Source organism: Jiangella asiatica, from assembly GCF_004349065.1.
Taxonomy (GTDB): Bacteria; Actinomycetota; Actinomycetes; order Jiangellales; family Jiangellaceae; genus Jiangella; species Jiangella asiatica.
In genome coordinates, this window is the sequence record NZ_SMKZ01000006.1 from 1 (window position 1) to 20,238 (window position 20,238).

Consider the following 20,238-nt stretch of genomic DNA (forward strand, 5'->3'; position numbering starts at 1 on the left):
GTGGGGGGATGCCGGCAGGGGTAGGCACGGGCGTCCGAGCGAGGAACGAGCGAGGCGGGCGGGGCCGGCATCCCCCCACACCCCACAAGTCAACGACAACGTGTGAAAGGCTGCCGTACGTGGATCCCCGACACGTCGACGACGACCTCGAGAAGATCTTGTTGACGGAGGAGAACATCCAGAACCGCCTGGCCGAGCTGGCCGTCGCCATCGAGCGGGACTACGAGGGCAAGGATCTCCTGCTCGTCGGCGTACTCAAGGGTGCGGTCATGGTCATGGCCGATCTCAGCCGGCACCTGTCCCGGCACGTGGAGCAGGACTGGATGGCCATCTCGTCGTACGGCTCGGGCACCCGTTCCAGCGGCGTCGTGCGCATCATCAAGGACCTCGACACCGACATCACCGACCGCCACGTGCTCGTCGTCGAGGACATCATCGACACCGGGCTGACGCTGTCGTGGCTGGTCTCCAACCTGCGTTCGCGCGGGCCGGCCTCCGTCGACGTGTGCACGCTGCTGCGCAAGCCCGAGGCGGCCAAGACGTCAGTCGACGTCCGTTATGTCGGTTTCGATATCCCGAACGCGTTCGTGGTCGGGTACGGGCTGGACTTCGCCGAGCGGTACCGCAACCTGCGTGTCGTCGGCACCCTCGCGCCGCACGTCTACAGCTGATCAGCACGATCTTCGATGCACGATGTGACCGATCCGTCAAGTCCCCCGGGAACACGGCGGCTCACCTGCGTCGTTGATGTAGATGTACGGGACGGTGCCGGAATGGTACGGCAGGCCACGCGCAAGGTATCGTCGGACGATCCGACACCTTCGGTGGACATGCCGGGCGTTCGCGGCGTGTGCTGAAGCTGCCAGCCGATCATCAGGAGGTACGAGGCCGCAAGGTCTCGCATCATGAACGCCAAGCGATTCACGCGACCACTGATCTGGTTGCTCATCTTCGTGCTCGCCGCTGTCGTGCTGAGCAGTGTCCTCGACCGCACCGACGGCACCGAAGACGTCGACACCGCGCAGATCGTCAGCCAGATCGAGGACGGCAACGTCGAGTCCGCCAAGATCACCGGTGGCGAGACGCAGGAGATCGAGCTCACCCTGAACGACGGCTCCAAGCTGGTGGCTCAGTACGTCGAGGGCCAGGGCATCGCGCTCCAGGAGGCGCTGCAGGGGCAGTACGACGAGGGCAACCTCGAAGGTGGCTACGACGTCGAGGTGCCGCAGCCCAGCATCCTCTGGGGCATTCTCGGCACGTTGCTGCCGTTCCTGATCCTCGGTGCTCTGATCTTCTTCTTCATGACCCAGATGCAAGGCGGTGGCGGCCGGGTCATGCAGTTCGGCAAGTCCCGGGCCAAGCTGGCAAGCAAGGACGCGCCGAAGACGACGTTCGCAGACGTCGCCGGCGCCAACGAGGCCATCGAGGAGCTCCACGAGATCAAGGAGTTCCTCCAGGAGCCCGGCAAGTTCCAGGCTGTCGGCGCCAAGATCCCCAAGGGCGTGCTGTTGTACGGCTCGCCCGGCACCGGCAAGACGCTGCTCGCCCGGGCTGTCGCCGGTGAAGCCGGGGTGCCGTTCTACTCCATCTCCGGTTCGGACTTCGTCGAGATGTTCGTCGGTGTCGGTGCCTCCCGGGTCCGCGACCTGTTCAAGGAAGCCAAGGAGAACGCGCCGGCCATCGTCTTCGTCGACGAGATCGACGCCGTCGGCCGGCACCGCGGCGCCGGTATGGGCGGCGGCCACGACGAGCGCGAGCAGACCCTGAACCAGTTGCTGGTCGAGATGGACGGCTTCGACATCAAGACGAACGTCATCCTCATCGCGGCGACCAACCGGCCCGACATCCTCGACCCCGCGCTGCTGCGCCCGGGCCGCTTCGACCGGCAGATCGCCGTCGAACCGCCGGACCTCGAGGGGCGCGAGAAGATCCTTGGCGTGCACGCTCGCGGCAAGCCGTTGACCGAGGACGCCGACCTGCGGGCCGTCGCCCGTCGCACGCCGGGCTTCACCGGCGCCGACCTCGCCAACGTGCTCAACGAGGCCGCGCTGCTGACCGCGCGCAAGAACGAGAAGATGATCTCGCCGCAGGCACTCGACGAGGCGATCGACCGCGTCGTTGCCGGGCCGCAGAAGAGCTCGCGCCTGATGAAGGACGAGGAGAAGCGGATCACCGCGTACCACGAGGGCGGGCACGCCCTGGTCGCGGCGGCGCTGCACCACACCGACCCGGTGCACAAGGTGACCATCCTCCCGCGCGGCGGCGCGCTCGGCTACACCATGGTGCTGCCGGACGAGGACAAGTACTCCACCACCCGCAACGAGATGCTCGACCAGCTCGCCTACATGATGGGCGGCCGGGCCGCGGAAGAGCTCGTCTTCCACGACCCCACGACGGGCGCGGCCAACGACATCGACAAGGCCACGACGCTGGCCCGGCGCATGGTCACCCAGTACGGCATGACCGAGCGGCTCGGCGCCATCAAGTTCGGCTCCGACCGGTCCGAGCCCTTCCTCGGCCGCGACATGGGGCACGAGCGCGACTACTCCGAGACCGTCGCCGGCCAGGTCGACGAGGAGGTGCGCAAGCTCATCGAGACCGCGCACCAGGAGGCGTTCGACGTCCTCGTCGAGAACCGCGAGATCCTCGACAACCTCGTGTTGGCGTTGCTGGAGCGGGAGACGCTGAACAAGGAGGAGGTGGCGGAGATCTTCGCCGCCATCCGCAAGCGCAGCCCGCGCCCGGCCTGGACCGGCTCGGCCACCCGCAAGCCGTCGGATCAGGGCCCGGTCGCGTTCCCGGTGAAGGTCTCCACCAACGGCAACCACGCCGACCACGAGGAAGGCATCACCATCGCGCCCGAGCCGAACCCGGTGACCAACCCCGAGGCCGCGGGCGGGAGTTGACACTGTGAGCCTCGACATCGACCAGGGTCAGCCGGACGCGCCCGTGCGGTTCGACCACGCACGAGCCGAGGCGGCCGTACGTGAGCTGCTCCTCGCGATCGGTGAAGACCCGTCCCGCGACGGCCTCGCCGACACACCGGCGCGGGTCGCCCGGGCCTACGCGGAGATGTTCCGCGGGCTGCACCAGGACCCCGCCGACGTCGTCACCACCACGTTCGAGCTCGGCCACGACGAGATGGTCCTGGTCAAGGACATCGAGCTGGCGTCCATGTGCGAGCACCACCTGGTGCCTTTCTACGGCTACGCCCACGTCGGCTACATCCCCGGGCCCACCGGCCGCATCGCGGGTCTGTCCAAGCTGGCCCGGCTGGTCGACGTCTTCGCCAAGCGGCCGCAGGTGCAGGAGCGCCTGACCACTCAGGTGGCGGACTCCCTGGTCGAGCTGCTGGAGCCGGCCGGTGCCATCGTCGTCGTCGAGGCCGAGCACCTGTGCATGACCATGCGCGGGGTACGCAAGCCCGGCGCCAAGACGGTCACCAGCGCGGTGCGCGGTCAGCTGCGCAACGCGACCACCAGGGCCGAGGCGATGAGCCTGATCATCGGACGCTGATCGGTCGCCGGTGGGAGGGGGATGCCGCTTTCGCCCGCTCGCTCGTTCCTCGCTCGGCCGCCCGAGCCACCCCGGGCCGGCGTCCCGCTCCCACCAACTCAGGCAGGCTCAGGCGGCCGCGTTCACGCGGTCGCGCCAGGTCACCCACTCCGGCACGATGCTCAGGTCGTACGACGGCCCCGAGGCGCTGATGGTGAACAGCGTGACCCCGACGTCGACCAGCTCCTCAGCCTTCCGTCCGGGCCGGCCGCTGACCGCTGTCGATCGTTCGATCTCGCTGGGGTCGCGGCCCACCTGCGCGCACCAGGAGTCCAGCACCCCGGCCTTGTGGCGCAGGGTCGCGGCGTCGCCGAACGCGTGCCAGATGGTCGCGTGTTCCGCGGTGTGCCGCAGGGTCTTCTTCTCACCGCCGCCGCCGATGAGGATCGGGATGTCGCGGGTGGGCGGCGGGTTGAGCTTCTCCCAGCGGCTCCTGATGCGCGGGAGCGCCTCGCCGAGGTCGTCCAGGCGGCTGCCCGCGGTGCCGAACTCGTACCCGTACTCGTCATAGTCGCGCTGGAACCAGCCGCCGCCGATGCCGAGGATCAGCCGGCCGTCGCTGATGTGGTCGACGGTGCGCGCCATGTCGGCCAGCAGCTCCGGGTTCCGGTAGCTGTTGGCGGAGACCAGCGCGCCGATCTCGACCCGTGAGGTCGACTCCGCCCAGGCGCCGAGCATCGTCCAGCACTCGAAGTGCTTGCCGTCGGGCTCGCCGCGCAGCGGGAAGAAGTGGTCCCAGTTGAAGACGATGTCGACGTCGAGATCCTCAGCCTCGGCGGCGGCACGGCGAATCTCCTTGTAGTCCGCGTGCTGCGGCTGGATCTGGATGCCGATGCGGATCGGTCGTGTCATGGGGGCCTCGTTCGACGGGTCGGGGACGTCTGCCGCCAGGGAACAACCGCACCCGTGCCCGCCGTCATTCCGCCGCCGACGGGGTCAGGTGCCGGCACGGCGGTATCCGGACCGGTCGGACTGGCCTGGTCGACGTGGATCCGCGGGCGTCCTGCGGGACGGCGCGGCCGGCTGGCTGCAGGAATCCTGAAGACCCTGATCCCACTCGATCGGGAGCGGCGCGGGATTCCAGCTATGGCCGGCCATTGGCGAGTGGTCGCCGGCAGGGCGAGCTGGACAGCGCGGCGTGGATGTGGGCGCAGTAACGCGACCGGTGGTGCAGATCGTCTACCGGCTGGCCGGCTACCCCGGCGAGCCGGTGCCGGTAGACGCCGACCACCACGTACGGGCCTGGGCGGAGTACCCGCGTCGACGGGCTGGCCGCCCAGGCCGTTTCGTACCCGACGACATGCCGCCGGACCGGATACGAGAGGTGTTGCGGTCGTTCTTGGCCGTGGTGCCGCCGCTGGCGGCGGCCGGCATCACGTGAAGATGCTCACCCCACCCGGGCCGACGAGCAGCCCGACAACGATGAGCACGATGCCCCAGAGCATCTGGCCGCGCACCAGCGTGACGATCCCGGCAACGACCAGGATCACGGCCAGAATCCACAGAAGAAATTCCATGTCGATTCCCTTTCGTTCCCGACAACGGCCGGATTCGATGATCAGTCCATGCCCGCGGCCCCGATTCCTAAACATGGTGGTACGCCCGGTTCGCAGGGCGGCGGACCGGCGCGGTGACGGAGCGGAGCCGCGCGTGCGAGACAATGGACGTCGTGCCTGACAAGCCCTCGATCCCCGACGTCCTCGCCGCCCGCTACGCATCGCCGGAGCTGGCCCGGCTGTGGTCGCCGGAGCACAAGATCGTCCTGGAGCGCCAGCTGTGGCTGGCCGTCCTGCAGGCGCAACGCGACCTCGGTGTCGATGTTCCCGACGGCGTCGTCGACTCCTACCGGGCGGTGCTCGACGACGTCGACCTCGACTCGATCGCCGCACGTGAGCGGGTCACCCGTCACGACGTCAAGGCCCGCATCGAGGAGTTCAACGCGCTCGCCGGACACGAGCACATCCACAAGGGCATGACCAGCCGCGACCTCACCGAGAACGTCGAGCAGCTGCAGGTGCGGCGGTCCATGGAGCACATCCGTGCGCGGACGGTGGCCGTGCTGGTCCGGCTGGCCGCCCGGGCCGGAGAGTACGCCGAGACGGTGATGGCCGGGCGCAGCCACAACGTGCCGGCCCAGGCCACCACGCTGGGCAAGCGGTTCGCCTCCGCCGCCGACGAGCTGCTGGTCGCCTACGACCGGCTGGACGACCTCGTCGCCCGCTATCCGTTGCGCGGCGTGAAGGGCCCGGTCGGCACCGCGCAGGACATGCTCGACCTCCTCGGTGGCGACCCGGAACGGCTGGCGACCTTGGAGCGGCGGGTCGCCGCGCACCTCGGCTTCGAACGCGTCCTCACCAGCGTCGGCCAGGTCTACCCGCGCTCGCTGGACCACGACGTCGTCTCCGCCCTCGTTCAGGTGGCCGCCGCGCCGTCGTCACTGGCCACCACCATCCGGCTGATGGCCGGCCAGGAGCTGGTGACCGAGGGCTTCAAGCCCGGCCAGGTCGGCTCCAGCGCGATGCCGCACAAGATGAACACCCGGTCCTGCGAGCGCGTCAACGGCCTGGCCGTCGTGCTGCGCGGATACGCCTCGATGGTCGCCGAACTGGCCGGCGCGCAATGGGGCGAGGGCGACGTGTTCTGCTCGGTGGTGCGCCGGGTCGCGCTGCCGGACGCGTTCTTCGCCCTCGACGGCCTGTTCGAGACGTTCCTCACCGTGCTCGACGAGTTCGGCGCCTACCCCGCGGTCATCTTCCGCGAGCTCGACCGGTACCTGCCGTTCCTCGCCACGACGTCGGTGCTCATGGCCGCGGTCAAGGCCGGCGTCGGCCGCGAGAGCGCCCACGAGGTCATCAAGAAGCACGCCGTCGACGTCGCGCTGGCGATGCGCGAGCGTGGTGCCGAACGCAACGACCTGCTCGACAGGCTGGCCTCCGACCCCCGCCTCGGCCTGGACCGGACCCATCTGGACGCGCTGGTCCGCTCGCCGATCGAGTTCACCGGCGCGGCATCGGCCCAGGTGACCGAGATCGTCCGCCGCGTCGACGCTATCGCCGCGGCCAACCCCGAAGCCGCCGCCTACACCCCGTCGCCGATCCTCTGACGCTCTGCAGCCAGCAGAAACCCCGGCGCGGAGTCGCTCCGACGCGCCGGGAGCCTGCAATCGGTGGATGCGGGAGTCAGGCGCGGCTGGCGGCGGCCGAGTGGGTATCCTGGGGATGCCCCCAAGTTCTCTGCCGCGCGAGGAGCGTGCCCGTGGCCCGGGTCGTTGTCGACGTCATGCTCAAACCCGAAATTCTCGACCCTCAGGGCAAGGCCGTGCAGGGTGCGCTGGGCCGGTTGGGCTTCGAGGGTGTCACCTCGGTCCGCCAGGGCAAGCGCTTCGAGATCGAGCTGGCCGGTCCGGCCACGCCGGAGGCGGTCGCCGAGATCGAGCGCGCCGCTTCCACGCTGCTGGCCAACCCGGTCATCGAGGACTTCACCATCCACGTCGAGTCCGGGGCCGAGGTCTGAGCGTGCGCATCGGTGTGGTCACCTTCCCCGGCTCACTGGACGACCGCGACGCCGGGCGGGCGGTGCGTGTGGCCGGCGGCGAGGCGGTCGCGCTCTGGCACGGCGACGCCGACCTGCACGGCGTCGACGCGGTGGTGCTGCCGGGCGGCTTCTCCTACGGCGACTACCTGCGCTGCGGCGCCATCGCCCGATTCGCTCCGGTGATGCAACCGCTGGTCGACGCCGCCCGCGGCGGTCTGCCGGTGCTCGGCATCTGCAACGGCTTCCAGACGCTGTGCGAGTCGCACCTGCTGCCGGGCGCGCTGATCCGCAACGACCACCGTAAGTTCGTCTGCCGCGACCAACGGCTGCGGGTCGAGAGCACGGCCACCGCCTGGACTTCCGGGTACGAGCAGGGGCAGGAGATCGTCGTCCCGTTGAAGAACGGCGAGGGCGGCTTCGTCGCCGACCAGCGCACCCTGGACGAGCTCGAGGCCGAGGGCCGGGTCGTGGTCCGCTACCTCGACGACAACCCCAACGGCTCCTACCGCGACATCGCCGGCATCACCAACGCCCGCGGCAACGTCGTCGGGCTGATGCCGCACCCCGAGCACGCGGTCGAGTCGCTGACCGGGCCCACCACCGATGGCCTCGGCTTCTTCACCTCCGTGCTGGAAGGACTCATCCGCGCATGATCGACACCGTCGAGCTGGCGGCCAAGACCCCTGACCAGCCGCAGCCGTGGGGAGAGCTCGGCCTCAAGGAGGACGAGTACCAGCGCATCCTCGACATCCTCGGCCGCCGGCCCACCAACGCCGAGCTGGCGATGTACAGCGTCATGTGGTCCGAGCACTGCTCGTACAAGAGCTCCAAGGTGCACCTTCGCCAGTTCGGCGAGAAGGCGCCGCCGACCGACGCGCTGCTGGTCGGCATGGGTGAGAACGCCGGCGTCGTCGACGTCGGCAACGGCTACGCGGTCACCTTCAAAGTCGAGTCGCACAACCACCCGTCCTACGTCGAGCCGTATCAGGGCGCGGCGACGGGAGTGGGCGGCATCGTCCGCGACATCCTCGCCATGGGTGCCCGGCCGGTCGCCGTCATGGACTCGCTGCGGTTCGGCTCGCTCGACGCCGCCGACACGCACCGGGTGCTCCCTGGCGTGGTGGCCGGCGTGGGTGGCTACGGCAACTGCCTGGGCCTGCCCAACATCGGCGGCGAGGTCGTGTTCGACCCGTCGTACGCGGCGAACCCGCTAGTCAACGCGCTGTGTGTGGGCGTCATGAAGCACGAGGACATCCACCTGGCCAACGCCTCGGGCGTCGGCAACAAGATCGTCCTGTTCGGCGCGCGCACCGGCGGCGACGGCATCGGCGGCGCGTCCATCCTGGCATCGGAGTCGTTCGACGACAGTAAGCCCAGCAAGCGGCCCGCGGTGCAAGTGGGCGACCCATTCATGGAGAAGGTGCTCATCGAGTGCTGCCTGGAGCTGTTCGCGGCACGGGTGGTCGAGGGCATCCAGGACCTCGGCGCGGCCGGCATCTCCTGTGCCACGTCGGAGCTGGCCAGCAACGGCGACGGTGGCATGCACGTCGAGCTCGAGAAGGTCCTGCTGCGCGACCCCAGCCTGACTCCCGGCGAGATCCTCATGTCGGAGTCGCAGGAGCGCATGATGGGCGTCGTCGCGCCCGACAACCTCGACGCCTTCCTCACCATCACCGCGAAGTGGGACGTCGAGACCGCCGTCATCGGTGAGGTCACCGGCACCGGCCGCCTGGTCATCGACTGGCACGGCGAGACCATCGTCGACGTCGACCCGCGCACCGTCGCCCACGACGGCCCGGTCTATTCACGGCCGTTCGAGCGGCCGGCGTGGCAGGACGAACTGCAGGCGGCGGTGCCGACGCGGCTGCCGCGGCCCAGCACGGGCGACGAGCTGCGCGCCACCCTGCTGCGGCTGCTCGCCTCGCCCAACGTCGCGTCGAAGTCCTGGGTCACCGACCAGTACGACCGGTACGTGCTTGGCAATACCGTCCTGGCTCAGCCCGAGGACGCCGGCGTGCTGCGCATCGACGAGGAGTCCGGCCTCGGTGTGGCCATCGCCACCGACGGCAACGGGCGCTACGCCAAGCTCGACCCGTACACCGGCGCGCAGCTGGCCCTGGCCGAGGCGTACCGCAATGTCGCCACCACCGGCGCCCGGCCGCTGGCCGTCACCGACTGCCTCAACTTCGGTTCCCCGGAGGACCCAGCCGTCATGTGGCAGTTCGCCGAGGCCGTCCGCGGCCTGGCCGACGCCTGCCAAGTGCTCGGCACCCCGGTCACCGGCGGCAACGTGTCGCTGTACAACCAGACTGGCGAGACGGCCATCCTGCCGACCCCGGTGGTCGGTGTGCTCGGTGTCCTCGACGACGTCGCCCGGCGCACGCCGCAGGGCTTCCGCACGCCCGGACACGTCATCTACCTGCTGGGCGAGACGCGTGATGAGTTCGGCGGCTCCGAGTGGGCCTGGGCCGAGCACGCGCACCTGGGCGGGCTGCCGCCGTCGGTCGACCTCGACGCCGAGCGCGAGCTGGCCGAGATCCTGGTCAACGCCTCCCGCGACGGGCTCGTCGATGCCGCGCACGACGTCTCTGACGGCGGCCTGGCGGTGGCGCTGACGGAGTCGGTGCTGCGGTACGGCGTCGGCGCGCGGGTGTGGGTGCCCGACGGCATCGACCCGTTCGTGTTCCTGTTCTCCGAGTCTCAGGCTCGCGCCGTCGTCGCGGTGCCCCGCTCGGAGGAGGTCCGGTTCACCGACATGTGCTCGGCGCGGCACTTCGCGCACCAGCGGATCGGCGTGGTCGACGACGGCGGCATGCTCGACGCCCAGGGCCTGTTCACCGTCCCGGTCGACGAGCTGCGCACCGCTCACGAGTCCACGCTGGCCTCCGCGGTCGAGGCCTGACGCTTTGCCGCGGCGATCTTCTCCGAGCCCAGCCGGGGCAGCGCGTAGACGAACAGCGCCACGTGCAGCACGGCGGCGATCAGGTACGGCACGCGCAGCGCCCACTCGCGGCTGAGGAACGTCTCGCCGACGGCCACCAGCCCGCCGCCGAGCAGCGTCCCGAGCGAGATCGCGCCCCAGCCGAAGAACCGGTACGCCGAGTTGACCCGGCCGAGCAGGTGGTCGGGGATGATCGTCTGACGCAGCGAGACCGTGATGATGTTCCAAAGCACCACCAGGAAGCCCTGGGTCAGGAAGACCACCCAGACGAGGATCGGTGACGACGTCAGCCCGATGACGGCCAGCCCGGCGGTGAGCCCGGCCAGCGAGAGGAACAGCGACGGACCGTGGCCGATCCGGGTGGCGACCCGGTCGGCCAGCAGCGAGCCGATCACCGCGCCTATGGCGACGCCGCTCATGAGCAGGCCGAACGTGGTGGCGGTCAGTCCGAGGACCTCCTGGGCGAACAGCACGTACACGGCGGTCGCGGCGGTGGTCAGCAGGTTGGTGGCGCCGAGGAGGAACGCGAGCGACCGGAGCAGCGCGTGGCGCCACAGCCAGCGCACGCCTTCGCCGATCTCGGCCCGCCAGGCGATCCGGCCGCTGGTCACCTTGCCCTTCGGCGCGAACTGACCAGCCAGCGCGAACACCAGAGCGGCGGCGACGGCGAACGTCGCGGCGTTGACGAAGAACGGCAGCGCGAACGCCAATCCCAGCAGCAGCCCGGCCAGCGGTGGGCCGACGAACATGTTCACGACGATCTCGGCGCCCCACATCCGCCCGTTCGCCTTCTCCAGCCGCTCCTTCGGGACGACCGACGGGAGCAGCGTCTGCGCGGTGTTGTCGCGCAGCACCTCGGCAGTGCCCAGCAGGAACGCCATGACGTAGAGCAGGGCCAGGAGCACGACGCCGTCGTCGGGCAGGGCCGCGGTGCCGTCGGCCACCTCGTCGGGTGTCCCGAGGTCTGACTGCCAGAACAGCACCACCCACGAGAACGCGAACATGACCGCGAAGCGCAGCACGTCCATCGCGCCGACCAGCTTGCGCCGGTCCAGCCGGTCGGTGATGACGCCGGCCGGCAGCGCGAACAGCAGCCACGGGATCTTGGTGGCGAATGTGACCAGCGCGATCTGCAGCGGGTCGCGGGTGACGGCGGTGGCCAGCCAGGGAATCGCCACCGCGGAGAGGCCGTCGCCGAGGTTGGCGACGACCGAGCCGCTCCAGAGCTTCCAGTAGTTGCGGCCCAGCGCGCTCATGCGCCGTCCGCCGGCTCTGGCAGGTGGCCGCGGGTGGTCGGGTAGATGGCCATCATCAGGCCGTACGTGACCTCGCCGCCGCGCGGTTCGCTGGAGAACTCGGTGAGCAGCTCGTAGATCCGCTCGCGCCACTCCGCGGCACGCTCGACCGGGATGCGCGCGTAGTGGGTGCTGGAGCCGGACGGGAGGTCCCGCAGGTGCTCGGGGACATGGGTGGCCTCGGCGACGGAGTGTGCCAGCAGGCCGCCGGGCTCCAGGTCGATGCCTTCGAACTCGTTGCGGCCCCAGTTGTGATAGAGGAACACGCGCGCGGTGCGGCCGTAGTACTTGGCCTCGATGGCACGCACCTGCTTGGTCCGCACGATGCGGACGAGCCCGGCGTACTCCAGCACCTTCAGGTGGTGCCCGACGGTCCCCTTCGGCTTGTCCAGTGCGAACGCCAGCTCCGAGGTGGTGGCGGCACGCTCGAGCAGCAGGTGCACGATCTTGAGTCGGGTGTCGTCGAACAGGGCCCGGTACTGCGCCGGGTCGGTGAGCTCGATCTCGTCGGCGAGCTCATAGTCGGGAACGGCGGACTGGTCGGCCATTCCCGTATGGTTGGCCAATCCCGACCATTCTGTCAAGCGGCCCTTTGGGAATGATCACGTTCAGCACGAAATCTCGTGTCGCACCATGCTCGCAAGCCTCGTAAAGCGCGTAATCGCCTGGTGGTGTAGCGCGCGGACCCTCAAGGGGTGGCGTCGGCGACGTACTGATCGGCGTACGCGCCCGACGGCTCGATCGGCGTGATCACGTCGACGAGGACGCCGTCGGGCGCCTTGACGATGAAGTGCCGCTGGCCGAAGGCTTCGCTGCGCAGGTCGAGTGCGACGGGCGAGCCGGCGCCGTGCACCAGCCGCTCGTGTACGCCGTCGACGTCGGGGTCCTCGACGTCGAGCAGCAGTCCGCGCGCCGGCCGGCGGTAGACCGCCGGGATGGTCTCGTGCCGTTGGTCGACGAAGGCCAGCTCGACCTGTGGCGCGTGACGATGCCTGAGGCTCACGTACCAGTCGGCCTCGACGGTGACCTCGAAGTCGACCCCGAGGTGCACCGAATCATGCCCATCGACGGCCCGGCCGTCCTCGGCTGGGACGAGTGGCATGCCCTGGACGAGGCGTCGTCCGCGCGCCACCTGCGCGAGGCGCTGCGGCGGCGAGTCCTTAACCTGGGGCCGTGGCCCTTGCCGTGTGCATGCTCCTCGACCCGCGCGCAGAGGCAGCCGTCCGCCGCCTCTGGGTCCGCCTCGAGGAGCGTGGGATCACGTCGCTCGCGTCGCACACCCACGGCCGGCACGTGCCACACCTCTCGCTCGCGGTGCTGCGCCGCTGGGACGTGGACGAGGTCCGCGCCGCGCTCGACGGCCTGCCCGAGGGGAAGCCGGTCGACCTGCACTTCGACGGCATCGGGACGTTCCGGCGCGGCCGGTGCTGGCTGGTCTCGGCGGTCACCGCGGACCTCGTCACCCGTCAGGAGCGGCTCGTCGACGTGCTGCGGAGCTGTGGGTCCGACCTGCACCGCAACTACGAGCCCGGCTCGTGGATCCCGCACTGCACGATCGCTCCGCGCGTCCAGCTGGCCGACCTCGGCGTGCTGGCAGCCACGGTCTACGACGTCCTGCCCTTGCGCGCGCGGGCGGAACGGGCGGCGTTGATCGACAGTGGCACCGGCCAGCGCTGGCTACTACCACGCCTCCCTTGTCCGAGATGACTTCGCTGACCATCAAGACTATTCTGGTCCGGGAGGTGGCGACCATGGGGCAGGCCGCACACACGGAGGCATGGAGCGTCGCCGACGCGAAGGCGCGGTTGAGCGAGTTGCTGGAAACAGCGGCTTCAAACGGACCGCAGACCATCAGCCGGCGCGGCCGGCCGGTGGCGGTGGTGGTCTCGGTCGAGGAATGGGAGCGTCGCAAGCGCCGCCAGGGCACGCTCGCCGAGTTCCTGGCGACGGCACCTGTCGGTGACGAAGACCTAGTGGTCGAGCGGGTCAAGGGCGGCCGGGTGCGTGAGGTCGACCTGTGAGCTACCTCGTCGACACCAACGTCCTCACCGAGGGGTTCAAGCGGTATCCTGACCCGTTCGTGGTCGAGTGGCTGGACACCGTGGCGGAGGACACCACGTATGTCAGTGCCATCACGCTCGGTGAGCTCCGCAAGGGCATCGACCAGCTGCCCACCGGGCGCCGTCGCGCCAATCTGGAGGCGTGGCTCGTCGGCGGACTGACGCCTCGTTTCGAGGGACGCATCCTCGCGGTGGATGACGAAGTCGCCGACGTCTGGGGGCGCACCCTGGCGCGCTGCCGCAACGGCGGCCGGCCGGTCGATCCGATCGACGCGCAGATCGCAGCGACCGCACTGTGTCACGACCTGACGGTCGTGACCAGGAGCGTCCGTGACTTCGCCGCCACGGGCGTCGAGCTGCTCAACCCCTTCAGCGACGACGGGTAGCCTGCCGGGGTGGCGAAGCGGATCGAGCCGGCCGCCGGGTGGGCGGCGTATCGGGGCGGACACGAGGCGCTACGGACCTGGCTGGCCACGCTTCCGATCGAGGCCTGGGACCGCTCCAGCGTCCTGGCCGGCTGGAACGTCGCGGACCTCGCCGCTCACCTCGTCCTGGTGGCCGAGGCGGTGACGTCGGTCGCGCCGGCGCCGCGCGGGGTCCGCGCGCAGACCGTCAGCGACTACCTGGCCGCGTACGCACCCGCGGCGCGTGAGCAGGCCGGCCGCACCCGCGCCATCGCCGACGACGCCGGCCGCGAGCCCGAGCGCATCCTCGCCGCGGTCGACGAACGGCACGCGGCGGCCACCCGGACCATCGACGAGCTGGGCCCGGACGACGTCGTCGTGACCACGCGGCGGGTACCGGTCCGGCTCGCGGACTTCCTGGTCACGCGGGTCATCGAGGTGGCCGTGCACGCCGACGACCTCGGCCGGTCGGTCCCGGACGCCGGCACGCCGGACCTCCCGCGCGACACGCTCCGGCTCGCCGTGCGAGCACTGCTCGACGTGCTCGCGCAGCGCGCCCCAGGCCGCAGCGTCGAGGTGCGGGTGCCGCCGTTCGCCGCGATCCAGTGCATCGAGGGCCCCCGGCACACGCGCGGCACGCCACCGAACACCGTCGACCTCGCGTCGGCGTCCTGGCTGCGCCTCGCCGCCGGCCGGACCACCTGGGACCACGAGGTCGCGTCCGGCGCGGTGCTGGCCAGCGGCCGCCGGGCCGACCTGTCGGCGCACCTGCCGCTGCTGTGATGCCGTCGACGGCGGTCAGCCGGCCAGGTCGGCGGTGAATACCGTCCCGTCCGCGGCCACGAGGTCGATCTGGTCGATGTCGCGAATGTCGGCGTCGATGGTGGCACCGGTACCTCCGCCGGCCTCGGACACCTCGCAGTCGGCGACACTCTCCGTCCCGGCGGCCGTTGCCACGACGACGTCGTAGGTGCCCGGCTCGACTGTGTCGTCCAGCACGGTGAACACCCACGACGGCTCGCCTTGATAGAGGAAGACGTGGCCGACCTGGTCGCCGTCGGTGTCGTGGACCGGTGCGGCGTGGAAGTATCGGCCGTTCGCCACGTCCAGCGTCTCTCGGTAGCTGGCGGCGAGGTCACGGTCCTCCGAGGTGGACTGCCAGACCACACCGGCACTGATGCCCGCGGCGGCGGCAGCGACCCCCGCGGCCGCCGCCAGCGCCTGCGGCCACCGGCGGCGACCGGTCAGCGGCGTCACCGTCGCCGGCTCGTGCGGTTCGACGGTGGCGTCAGGATGCGCGCCGGCACGCGGGCCGGCGTGCTCGGCGGCAGGACCGGGCATCGGCTCGGCGGCCTCCGCCGCGACGTCGTCGTCGTCCGGCTCCGCGCTCAGTTCGGCGATCCGGGCCAGCACGGCACCCTCGAACCCGGCCGGCGGGTCGTGCTCCGGGGCCACCAGCAGAACCTCGTCGGCGACCCTCGTCAACTCCTCCAGCTCGCGGCGGCAGTCGGGGCACTCGGCCAGGTGGCTCAGCACCCGGGCACGGTCCGGGCCGCTGGCGGCACCGGTCGCGACTTCGACCAGTGCATCGGCGATGTCGCCGCACCTCGTCGGCTCAACCATGTCTCACCTCGAGCATCGTGCGCAGCCGAGACAGCCCGGTGCGAATGCGTGTCTTGGCTGTTCCCAGCGGAATCTTTTCCTGCTCGCTGATCTCCCGTGCGGTCAGACCGAAATGGACGGACAGCAGGACGGCGACCGCCTGCTCACGAGGGATCGCGCGCAAGGCGGTGGTGATCCGGTCGCTGTCAGCGACGCGGTCGCCGTCGTTGTTCGGTGCCACCAGCATCTCGGCCATCAGGACCGGCTCGGTGGCCAGCTCGCGGCGCACCCGCAACACGTCGATGGCCACGTTGCGGGTGATCGTGAGCAGCCAGGTCGAGGCCTGGGCACGTCGGGCATCGTAGTTGCCCGCATGCCGCCAGGCTCGCACGAACGCCTCCTGGGCCACCTCCTCGGCGACGGCGGGAACACCGACGACCGACAGCGCCAAGCCATAGACGCGGCCCTGGTGGCGGCGGACGAACGCGGCCATCGCGTCAGCATCGCCGGCGGCCACGCCGGCGAGCAGTGCCTCGTCCGACACACTCACATCCTGATATACGAGGGCGGACGCCGAATCGATTGGCCCCCGCTTCCGGGGTCACTCGGCGGTGCGGTCATCGGGGAGTCCAGTGACGACGACGGGGCGCAGCCACGTCCACGCTGCGAAGATCGCGGCCGCTATGAGCAGCCCGACGCCGGTCCACAGGTTGACGTTGATGCCGTCGGCCTTGTCGAGGTCGGCGTCGCTGGTGGCGAAGAGACCCATAGCCAGCAGCACCAGGCCGAAGATGCCGAAGAGGCCGGCGATGACCACGCGGATATCGAACAGCCCGGCCCGGCGCGGCCTGGCGGCCGAGTCCGGGGGTGTTCCCTTGAGGCTCATGTCCGGCTCCTCAGAAGAAGATGATGTTGAGTGCGATGATCAGCACCAGCGCGATGCCGGCCATCAGGCCCGGTCGCTGGTACCAGGCCTCGTCGCGGTCACGGGGATCGCGCAGGTCTTCCTTCGGCGTCAGCCCGTAGACCAGGCCCACCAGCTCGCGCTCCGGCTTGGGTGCGGTGGCCCTGCTCACGACCACGCTGACGACGACGTCGACGACGAACGCCGCTCCGGCGGCGAGGAACGCCGAGCCCTGACCGGGCAGGTCGAGTACCCCGGTCTCGGAGAGGACGAACACGGTCACGGCCGACAGCGTTCCCGCCACCAGCCCGATCCAACCCGCCGCGGCGGTCATTCGCTTCCAGAACATGCCGAGGATGAACGTGGCGAACAACGGCGCGTTGAAGAACGAGAACAGCTGCTGCAGGTAGTCCATCAGGTTCGAGTAGCCGGACGCGATGAACGCGGTGCCGATGGCCGCGACCGTCGCGACGACGGTGATGGTGCGGCCGACGCGCAGGTAGTACTGGTCCTCGCGGTCCTTGACGACGTAGCGCTGCCAGATGTCGTAGCTGAAGACGGTGTTGAACGAGCTGATGTTCGCGGCCATGCCCGCCATGAACGACGCGAGCAGACCGGCGATCGCGAGACCCAGCATGCCGTTGGGCAGCAGGTCGCGGATGAGCAGCAGGATCGCGTCGTTGTAGTCGACACCGGCCGCGTCGGACTGTGTCTGCTTGAACTCCGACAGCTCGGGCACGATGATCGCGGCGATCATGCCCGGGATCACGACCAGGAACGGGATGAACATCTTGGGGTACGCGCCGATGATCGGCGTACGCCGGGCCGCCGACATGCTCTTGGACGCCATCGCCCGCTGCACCTCGACGAAGTTCGTCGTCCAGTACCCGAAGGACAGGACGAACCCTAGACCGAACACGATGCCGACGACCGAGAGCACACTGGAGTCGAACCCGGCCAGCTCGTTGCCGGGCCAGGCGCTCATCTGCTCGGTGGAGCCGGTGGAGTCGCGGACGCCGTCGACCAGCCCGTCCCAGCCGCCGACGCGGTTCAGCGCCACCATGGTCAGCGGGAACAACGCCGCGACGATGACGAAGAACTGCAGCACCTCGTTGTAGATGGCCGCCGACAGCCCGCCCAGGGTGATGTAGCTCAGCACGATCACCGCCGCGGCCACGATGGCCACCGGCGTCGGCCAACCCAGTAACGCGTTGACCAGCGTGGCCAGCAGGAACAGGTTCACGCCGGCGATGAGCACCTGCGCGGCGGCGAAGCTGATGGCATTGACCAGGTGAGCCGCCGGGCCGAACCGGCGCAGCATGAACTCCGGCACGCTGCGCACCTTGGAGCCGTAGTAGAACGGCATCATCACGATGCCGAGGAACAGCATCGCCGGCACCGCGCCGACCCAGAAGTAGTGCATCGTCGGCATGCCGTACTCGGCGCCGTTGGCCGACATGCCGACGATCTCGATGGCGCCCAGGTTCGCCGAGATGAACGCGAGCCCGGTCACCCACGCCGGCAGCGACCTGCCGGACAGGAAGAAGTCCAGGCTGTCGGAGACGGCGTACCGCGCCATCACCCCGATGCCCAGCACGAACGCGAAATAAACCGCGATCAGCGTGTAGTCCCAGAACCCGGCGTCCAGTCGCAAGCTCGCGTCCGCGACCAGGGTCATGTCGTCACTCCTGGCAGGCAAGTCGCCGCCGCCGGCGCGGGCGGTGGGGCACCGGCCCGTCCGGCGCCATCCGTGACCCTACCCGTTAGTAGTGGTCACATCCGTTGTTGTCGATGATTGTGTGCTGCGCTAGGAGCGCCTGATCCAGGTGCTGGGGTGGGTGCGCCGGATGATGCCGGCCCCGAGGCGGGCATGAATCCGGCTCGCGTCATCCGGTGCGCCCGCGGGCCGCTCACGCGTTACGGTCCTCGCGGGCGCACGGCCTGGACGAGGCGGTCGAGCACGGACTGCCCCCGGTCCCCGAACCCGAGGGCCGGTCGCGGTCCTCGTTGCCGACGAGAGCCGTCAGAGTGGGTTGAGGCGGGCCTTGAGCAGGCAGAACTCGTTGCCTTCGGGGTCGGCGAGGACGTGCCATTGCTCCTCGCCGGTCTGGCCGATGTCGGCCGGGCGTGCCCCGAGGTTCAGGAGGCGTTCGAGTTCGGCGTCCTGGTCGCGGTCGGTGGCGTTGACGTCGATGTGCAGCCGGGACTTCCCCTTCTCAGGCTCGTCTCTGCGACTGAGGATGATCGTCGGCTGCGGGCCGCCGAACCCTTCGCGCGGCCCGATCTCCACCGAGCCGTCATCCTCGCGATCGAGCACAACGAAGTCCAGGACCTCGCACCAGAACCGCGCCAGCACCTCAGGGTCGCGGCAACCGAGCACGAGCTCACTGATACGGCATGCCATGGGCGAACCTACTCTCGGTGTGGAACCTGGCCGGGTCGCCGCACACGGATCTCTCGGGCTCCCGCGGTGAGAACACTCCGGCGACCGTACCGGACGACGCGAGCAGCGGCGAGTTGATTTCCGACCCTTCGCCTGACCGGGCCGCGAGGCCGCGCCCTAGTGCCAGCCGGAGCGGTCGACGCCGCCGGGGACGTCGGCGTCGGGGTCGTAGGGGGTGCGGGTGAAGCGGAACGACGCGAGGTCCAGGTGGCTGACGGTGCCGTCCGGGCGGCGGATCGCAACCAGGAGCTCGCCGGAGTAGTAGCCGTCCAGGCCGATCCAGCGGTCGCGGCCGTCGGGGCGGAAGCGGGACGCGCGGCCGGCGCCACTGGCCGGTGCGAGTCGCAGCCACCCGTCGTCCATGGCCCGCAGCTCGAACGTCGTCGAACCCCAGTACCAGTGGCCGACCAGCTCGAAGACCGAGGCAGGGACCTTGCCGGCGCGCCACACCGACGGCGGCCGCGGCTCGGCGCAGACGTAGGCGTCGAGCAGGTCCGTCGCGAACCCTCGGGACAGCCCCGACGTCGCGTTGGTGAGCACGACGACGCCGTCGCCGGTCTGGATGTGGACCCGGACCTCGGCGAGGAAGCCGGGCATGGAGCCGCCGTGGCCGACGAAGCGGCGGCCGTCGACGTTCCACAGCTGTACGCCCAGGCCGTGTGCGCCGGTCCACGGTGCGCCGGGCACGTCGACCACGACCAGCGGGCGGCACATCTCGGCCAGCGTGTCCGCGGCGAGCAGGTCGCCGGTGCGTCCGCCGAGGAACGCGGCCCACCGCGCCAGGTCGTGCACCGTCGACCAGAGCTGGCCGGCCGGTGCCATCGCACCGCCGTCGTACTCGGGCTCGGCCAGGAGCACGTCGGCGAACGGGTGCACGGCGAGACCGTGCGCGTGCGGCGCCACGGGGCGCTTCGTCGTGCGGTCCATCCCCAGCGGCTCCAGCAGCTCATCGGCGACGACGTGCGACCACGAGGCGCCGCGCAGCCGGGTGAGCAGCTCGCCGAGGACGCCGAAACCGAGGTTGGAGTAGTGGAACTGCCGTCCGGCGATGAGGGGGCGACCGAGGTGGTTGACCAGCGAGCGCCACGGCCCGCCTTCGGTGCGCTCCCACCACGGGCCGTCGGTCTCGGCCTGCACTCCGGCGGCGTGCGACAACAGCTGGGCGATCGTGACGTCGCCGATCGTGGTTTCCGGGATGTGCCGCTCGACCGGGTCGGCGAGGTCGAGCTTGCCCTCGTCGCGCAGCCGCATGATCGCGACGGCCACGAACGTCTTGGTGATGGAGCCCATCCGGTACTGGGTGTGCTCGTCGGCGTCGCGCCCGGTCTCCCGCCCGTCGATGGTGCCGCGGGCGGCGGACCAGACCAGCTCGCCGTCGCGGACGACACCGGCGGCGAGGGACGGTAGGCGGCTGTGGGACTGCTCCTCGGCGAGCCGGCGGGTGAGGTCGGTTGCGGTGGCAGGCAGGATCACGCGCCGAGCCTAGTGGGGTACCGGCTG

The 20,238-nt window shown here is 70.2% G+C and carries 23 protein-coding genes and 1 pseudogene; 13 read left to right on the forward strand and 11 right to left on the reverse strand.

All coding sequences use genetic code 11. The features are described 5' to 3' along the window. Window positions 1-119: 119 nt before the first annotated feature. From hpt to folE, 3 genes are all read left to right on the forward strand, one after another. Window positions 120-671: a hypoxanthine phosphoribosyltransferase gene (gene hpt, locus E1269_RS06035; RefSeq protein WP_239000799.1), complete on the forward strand. Its 552-nt coding sequence runs from the start codon at window positions 120-122 to the stop codon at window positions 669-671. Between the two features lie 234 nt (window positions 672-905). Next, on the forward strand, window positions 906-2,906 hold the full coding sequence (gene ftsH / locus E1269_RS06040) for an ATP-dependent zinc metalloprotease FtsH (protein WP_131892422.1): 2,001 nt from the start codon (window positions 906-908) through the stop codon (window positions 2,904-2,906). 4 nt (window positions 2,907-2,910) lie between these two features. Further along, window positions 2,911-3,516, forward strand: coding sequence for a GTP cyclohydrolase I FolE (gene folE / locus E1269_RS06045; RefSeq protein ID WP_239000800.1), 606 nt, complete (start codon window positions 2,911-2,913; stop codon window positions 3,514-3,516). 108 nt (window positions 3,517-3,624) lie between these two features. Here the strand turns inward: folE and E1269_RS06050 are convergent, their stop codons facing one another. Beyond that, window positions 3,625-4,407 (reverse strand): LLM class F420-dependent oxidoreductase, encoded by a 783-nt coding sequence (locus E1269_RS06050; protein WP_131892424.1) that lies wholly within the window; start codon window positions 4,405-4,407, stop codon window positions 3,625-3,627. Window positions 4,408-4,720: 313 nt separating this feature from the next. Between E1269_RS06050 and E1269_RS06055 the strand changes: the two genes are divergently transcribed. After that, window positions 4,721-4,936, forward strand: a complete 216-nt coding sequence (locus E1269_RS06055) for a hypothetical protein (protein WP_131892426.1) — start codon at window positions 4,721-4,723, stop codon at window positions 4,934-4,936. Here the strand turns inward: E1269_RS06055 and E1269_RS32755 are convergent. Continuing rightward, window positions 4,929-5,072 (reverse strand): GPGG-motif small membrane protein, encoded by a 144-nt coding sequence (locus E1269_RS32755; RefSeq protein ID WP_203432996.1) that lies wholly within the window; start codon window positions 5,070-5,072, stop codon window positions 4,929-4,931. The two genes, E1269_RS06055 and E1269_RS32755, sit on opposite strands and share 8 nt — an antisense overlap. A gap of 152 nt (window positions 5,073-5,224) precedes the next feature. On the opposite strand from E1269_RS32755, the gene purB reads away from it, so the two are divergent. The 4 genes from purB to purL all read left to right on the forward strand — a co-directional run bounded on the left by purB (window position 5,225) and on the right by purL (window position 9,991). Further along, window positions 5,225-6,658: an adenylosuccinate lyase gene (gene purB / locus E1269_RS06060; protein ID WP_131892427.1), complete on the forward strand. Its 1,434-nt coding sequence runs from the start codon at window positions 5,225-5,227 to the stop codon at window positions 6,656-6,658. A 146-nt stretch (window positions 6,659-6,804) separates the two neighbouring features. Further along, complete coding sequence (gene purS, locus E1269_RS06065) at window positions 6,805-7,068, forward strand: phosphoribosylformylglycinamidine synthase subunit PurS (protein ID WP_131892428.1); 264 nt, start codon at window positions 6,805-6,807, stop codon at window positions 7,066-7,068. After that, window positions 7,065-7,742, forward strand: a complete 678-nt coding sequence (gene purQ / locus E1269_RS06070; RefSeq protein ID WP_420810599.1) for a phosphoribosylformylglycinamidine synthase subunit PurQ — start codon at window positions 7,065-7,067, stop codon at window positions 7,740-7,742. The genes purS and purQ overlap by 4 nt, the downstream gene beginning before the upstream one ends. Next, window positions 7,739-9,991 carry a phosphoribosylformylglycinamidine synthase subunit PurL gene (purL, locus tag E1269_RS06075; protein WP_131892432.1) on the forward strand — a complete coding sequence of 751 codons (2,253 nt, stop codon included), beginning with the start codon at window positions 7,739-7,741 and terminating at the stop codon, window positions 9,989-9,991. Before purQ ends, purL begins: the two co-directional genes overlap by 4 nt. Here the strand turns inward: purL and E1269_RS06080 are convergent. The 3 genes from E1269_RS06080 to E1269_RS32760 form a co-directional block, all read right to left on the reverse strand. Continuing rightward, on the reverse strand, window positions 9,955-11,286 hold the full coding sequence (locus E1269_RS06080; RefSeq protein ID WP_131892434.1) for an MFS transporter: 1,332 nt from the start codon (window positions 11,284-11,286) through the stop codon (window positions 9,955-9,957). The genes purL and E1269_RS06080 overlap by 37 nt on opposite strands. Next, window positions 11,283-11,873: an ArsR/SmtB family transcription factor gene (locus tag E1269_RS06085; protein ID WP_131892436.1), complete on the reverse strand. Its 591-nt coding sequence runs from the start codon at window positions 11,871-11,873 to the stop codon at window positions 11,283-11,285. Before E1269_RS06085 ends, E1269_RS06080 begins: the two co-directional genes overlap by 4 nt. Before the next feature lie 140 nt (window positions 11,874-12,013). Continuing rightward, window positions 12,014-12,376 (reverse strand): VOC family protein, encoded by a 363-nt coding sequence (locus E1269_RS32760; RefSeq protein WP_420810600.1) that lies wholly within the window; start codon window positions 12,374-12,376, stop codon window positions 12,014-12,016. On the opposite strand from E1269_RS32760, the pseudogene E1269_RS34160 reads away from it, so the two are divergent. From E1269_RS34160 to E1269_RS06110, 5 genes and pseudogenes are all read left to right on the forward strand, one after another. Then, window positions 12,362-12,472: pseudogene (locus tag E1269_RS34160) on the forward strand (TetR/AcrR family transcriptional regulator); the annotation flags it as partial. The gene E1269_RS32760 and the pseudogene E1269_RS34160 overlap by 15 nt on opposite strands. 26 nt (window positions 12,473-12,498) lie before the next feature. Further along, entirely contained in the window at window positions 12,499-13,032 is a 534-nt protein-coding gene (locus E1269_RS06095; RefSeq protein WP_131892438.1) for a 2'-5' RNA ligase family protein, read from the forward strand. Beyond that, entirely contained in the window at window positions 13,029-13,346 is a 318-nt protein-coding gene (locus tag E1269_RS06100; protein ID WP_239000805.1) for a type II toxin-antitoxin system Phd/YefM family antitoxin, read from the forward strand. Before E1269_RS06095 ends, E1269_RS06100 begins: the two co-directional genes overlap by 4 nt. Further along, complete coding sequence (locus E1269_RS06105) at window positions 13,343-13,771, forward strand: type II toxin-antitoxin system VapC family toxin (RefSeq protein WP_131892440.1); 429 nt, start codon at window positions 13,343-13,345, stop codon at window positions 13,769-13,771. Before E1269_RS06100 ends, E1269_RS06105 begins: the two co-directional genes overlap by 4 nt. A 9-nt stretch (window positions 13,772-13,780) precedes the next feature. Continuing rightward, window positions 13,781-14,572 (forward strand): sterol carrier family protein, encoded by a 792-nt coding sequence (locus E1269_RS06110; protein ID WP_131892442.1) that lies wholly within the window; start codon window positions 13,781-13,783, stop codon window positions 14,570-14,572. Between the two features lie 15 nt (window positions 14,573-14,587). Here E1269_RS06110 and E1269_RS06115 read toward each other — a convergent pair whose 3' ends face one another. The 6 genes from E1269_RS06115 to E1269_RS06140 all read right to left on the reverse strand — a co-directional run bounded on the left by E1269_RS06115 (window position 14,588) and on the right by E1269_RS06140 (window position 20,211). After that, on the reverse strand, window positions 14,588-15,412 hold the full coding sequence (locus E1269_RS06115) for an anti-sigma factor family protein (RefSeq protein ID WP_131892444.1): 825 nt from the start codon (window positions 15,410-15,412) through the stop codon (window positions 14,588-14,590). After that, window positions 15,405-15,884 (reverse strand): sigma-70 family RNA polymerase sigma factor, encoded by a 480-nt coding sequence (locus E1269_RS06120; protein WP_131892446.1) that lies wholly within the window; start codon window positions 15,882-15,884, stop codon window positions 15,405-15,407. The genes E1269_RS06115 and E1269_RS06120 overlap by 8 nt, the downstream gene beginning before the upstream one ends. A 108-nt stretch (window positions 15,885-15,992) precedes the next feature. Continuing rightward, window positions 15,993-16,277 (reverse strand): hypothetical protein, encoded by a 285-nt coding sequence (locus E1269_RS06125; protein WP_131892448.1) that lies wholly within the window; start codon window positions 16,275-16,277, stop codon window positions 15,993-15,995. Between the two features lie 10 nt (window positions 16,278-16,287). Continuing rightward, window positions 16,288-17,973, reverse strand: coding sequence for a sodium:solute symporter family protein (locus E1269_RS06130; RefSeq protein ID WP_131892450.1), 1,686 nt, complete (start codon window positions 17,971-17,973; stop codon window positions 16,288-16,290). A 345-nt stretch (window positions 17,974-18,318) separates the two neighbouring features. Next, window positions 18,319-18,699, reverse strand: coding sequence for a VOC family protein (locus E1269_RS06135; RefSeq protein ID WP_131892452.1), 381 nt, complete (start codon window positions 18,697-18,699; stop codon window positions 18,319-18,321). A 156-nt stretch (window positions 18,700-18,855) separates the two neighbouring features. Continuing rightward, on the reverse strand, window positions 18,856-20,211 hold the full coding sequence (locus E1269_RS06140) for a serine hydrolase domain-containing protein (protein ID WP_131892454.1): 1,356 nt from the start codon (window positions 20,209-20,211) through the stop codon (window positions 18,856-18,858). Between the last annotated feature and the right edge of the window lie 27 nt (window positions 20,212-20,238).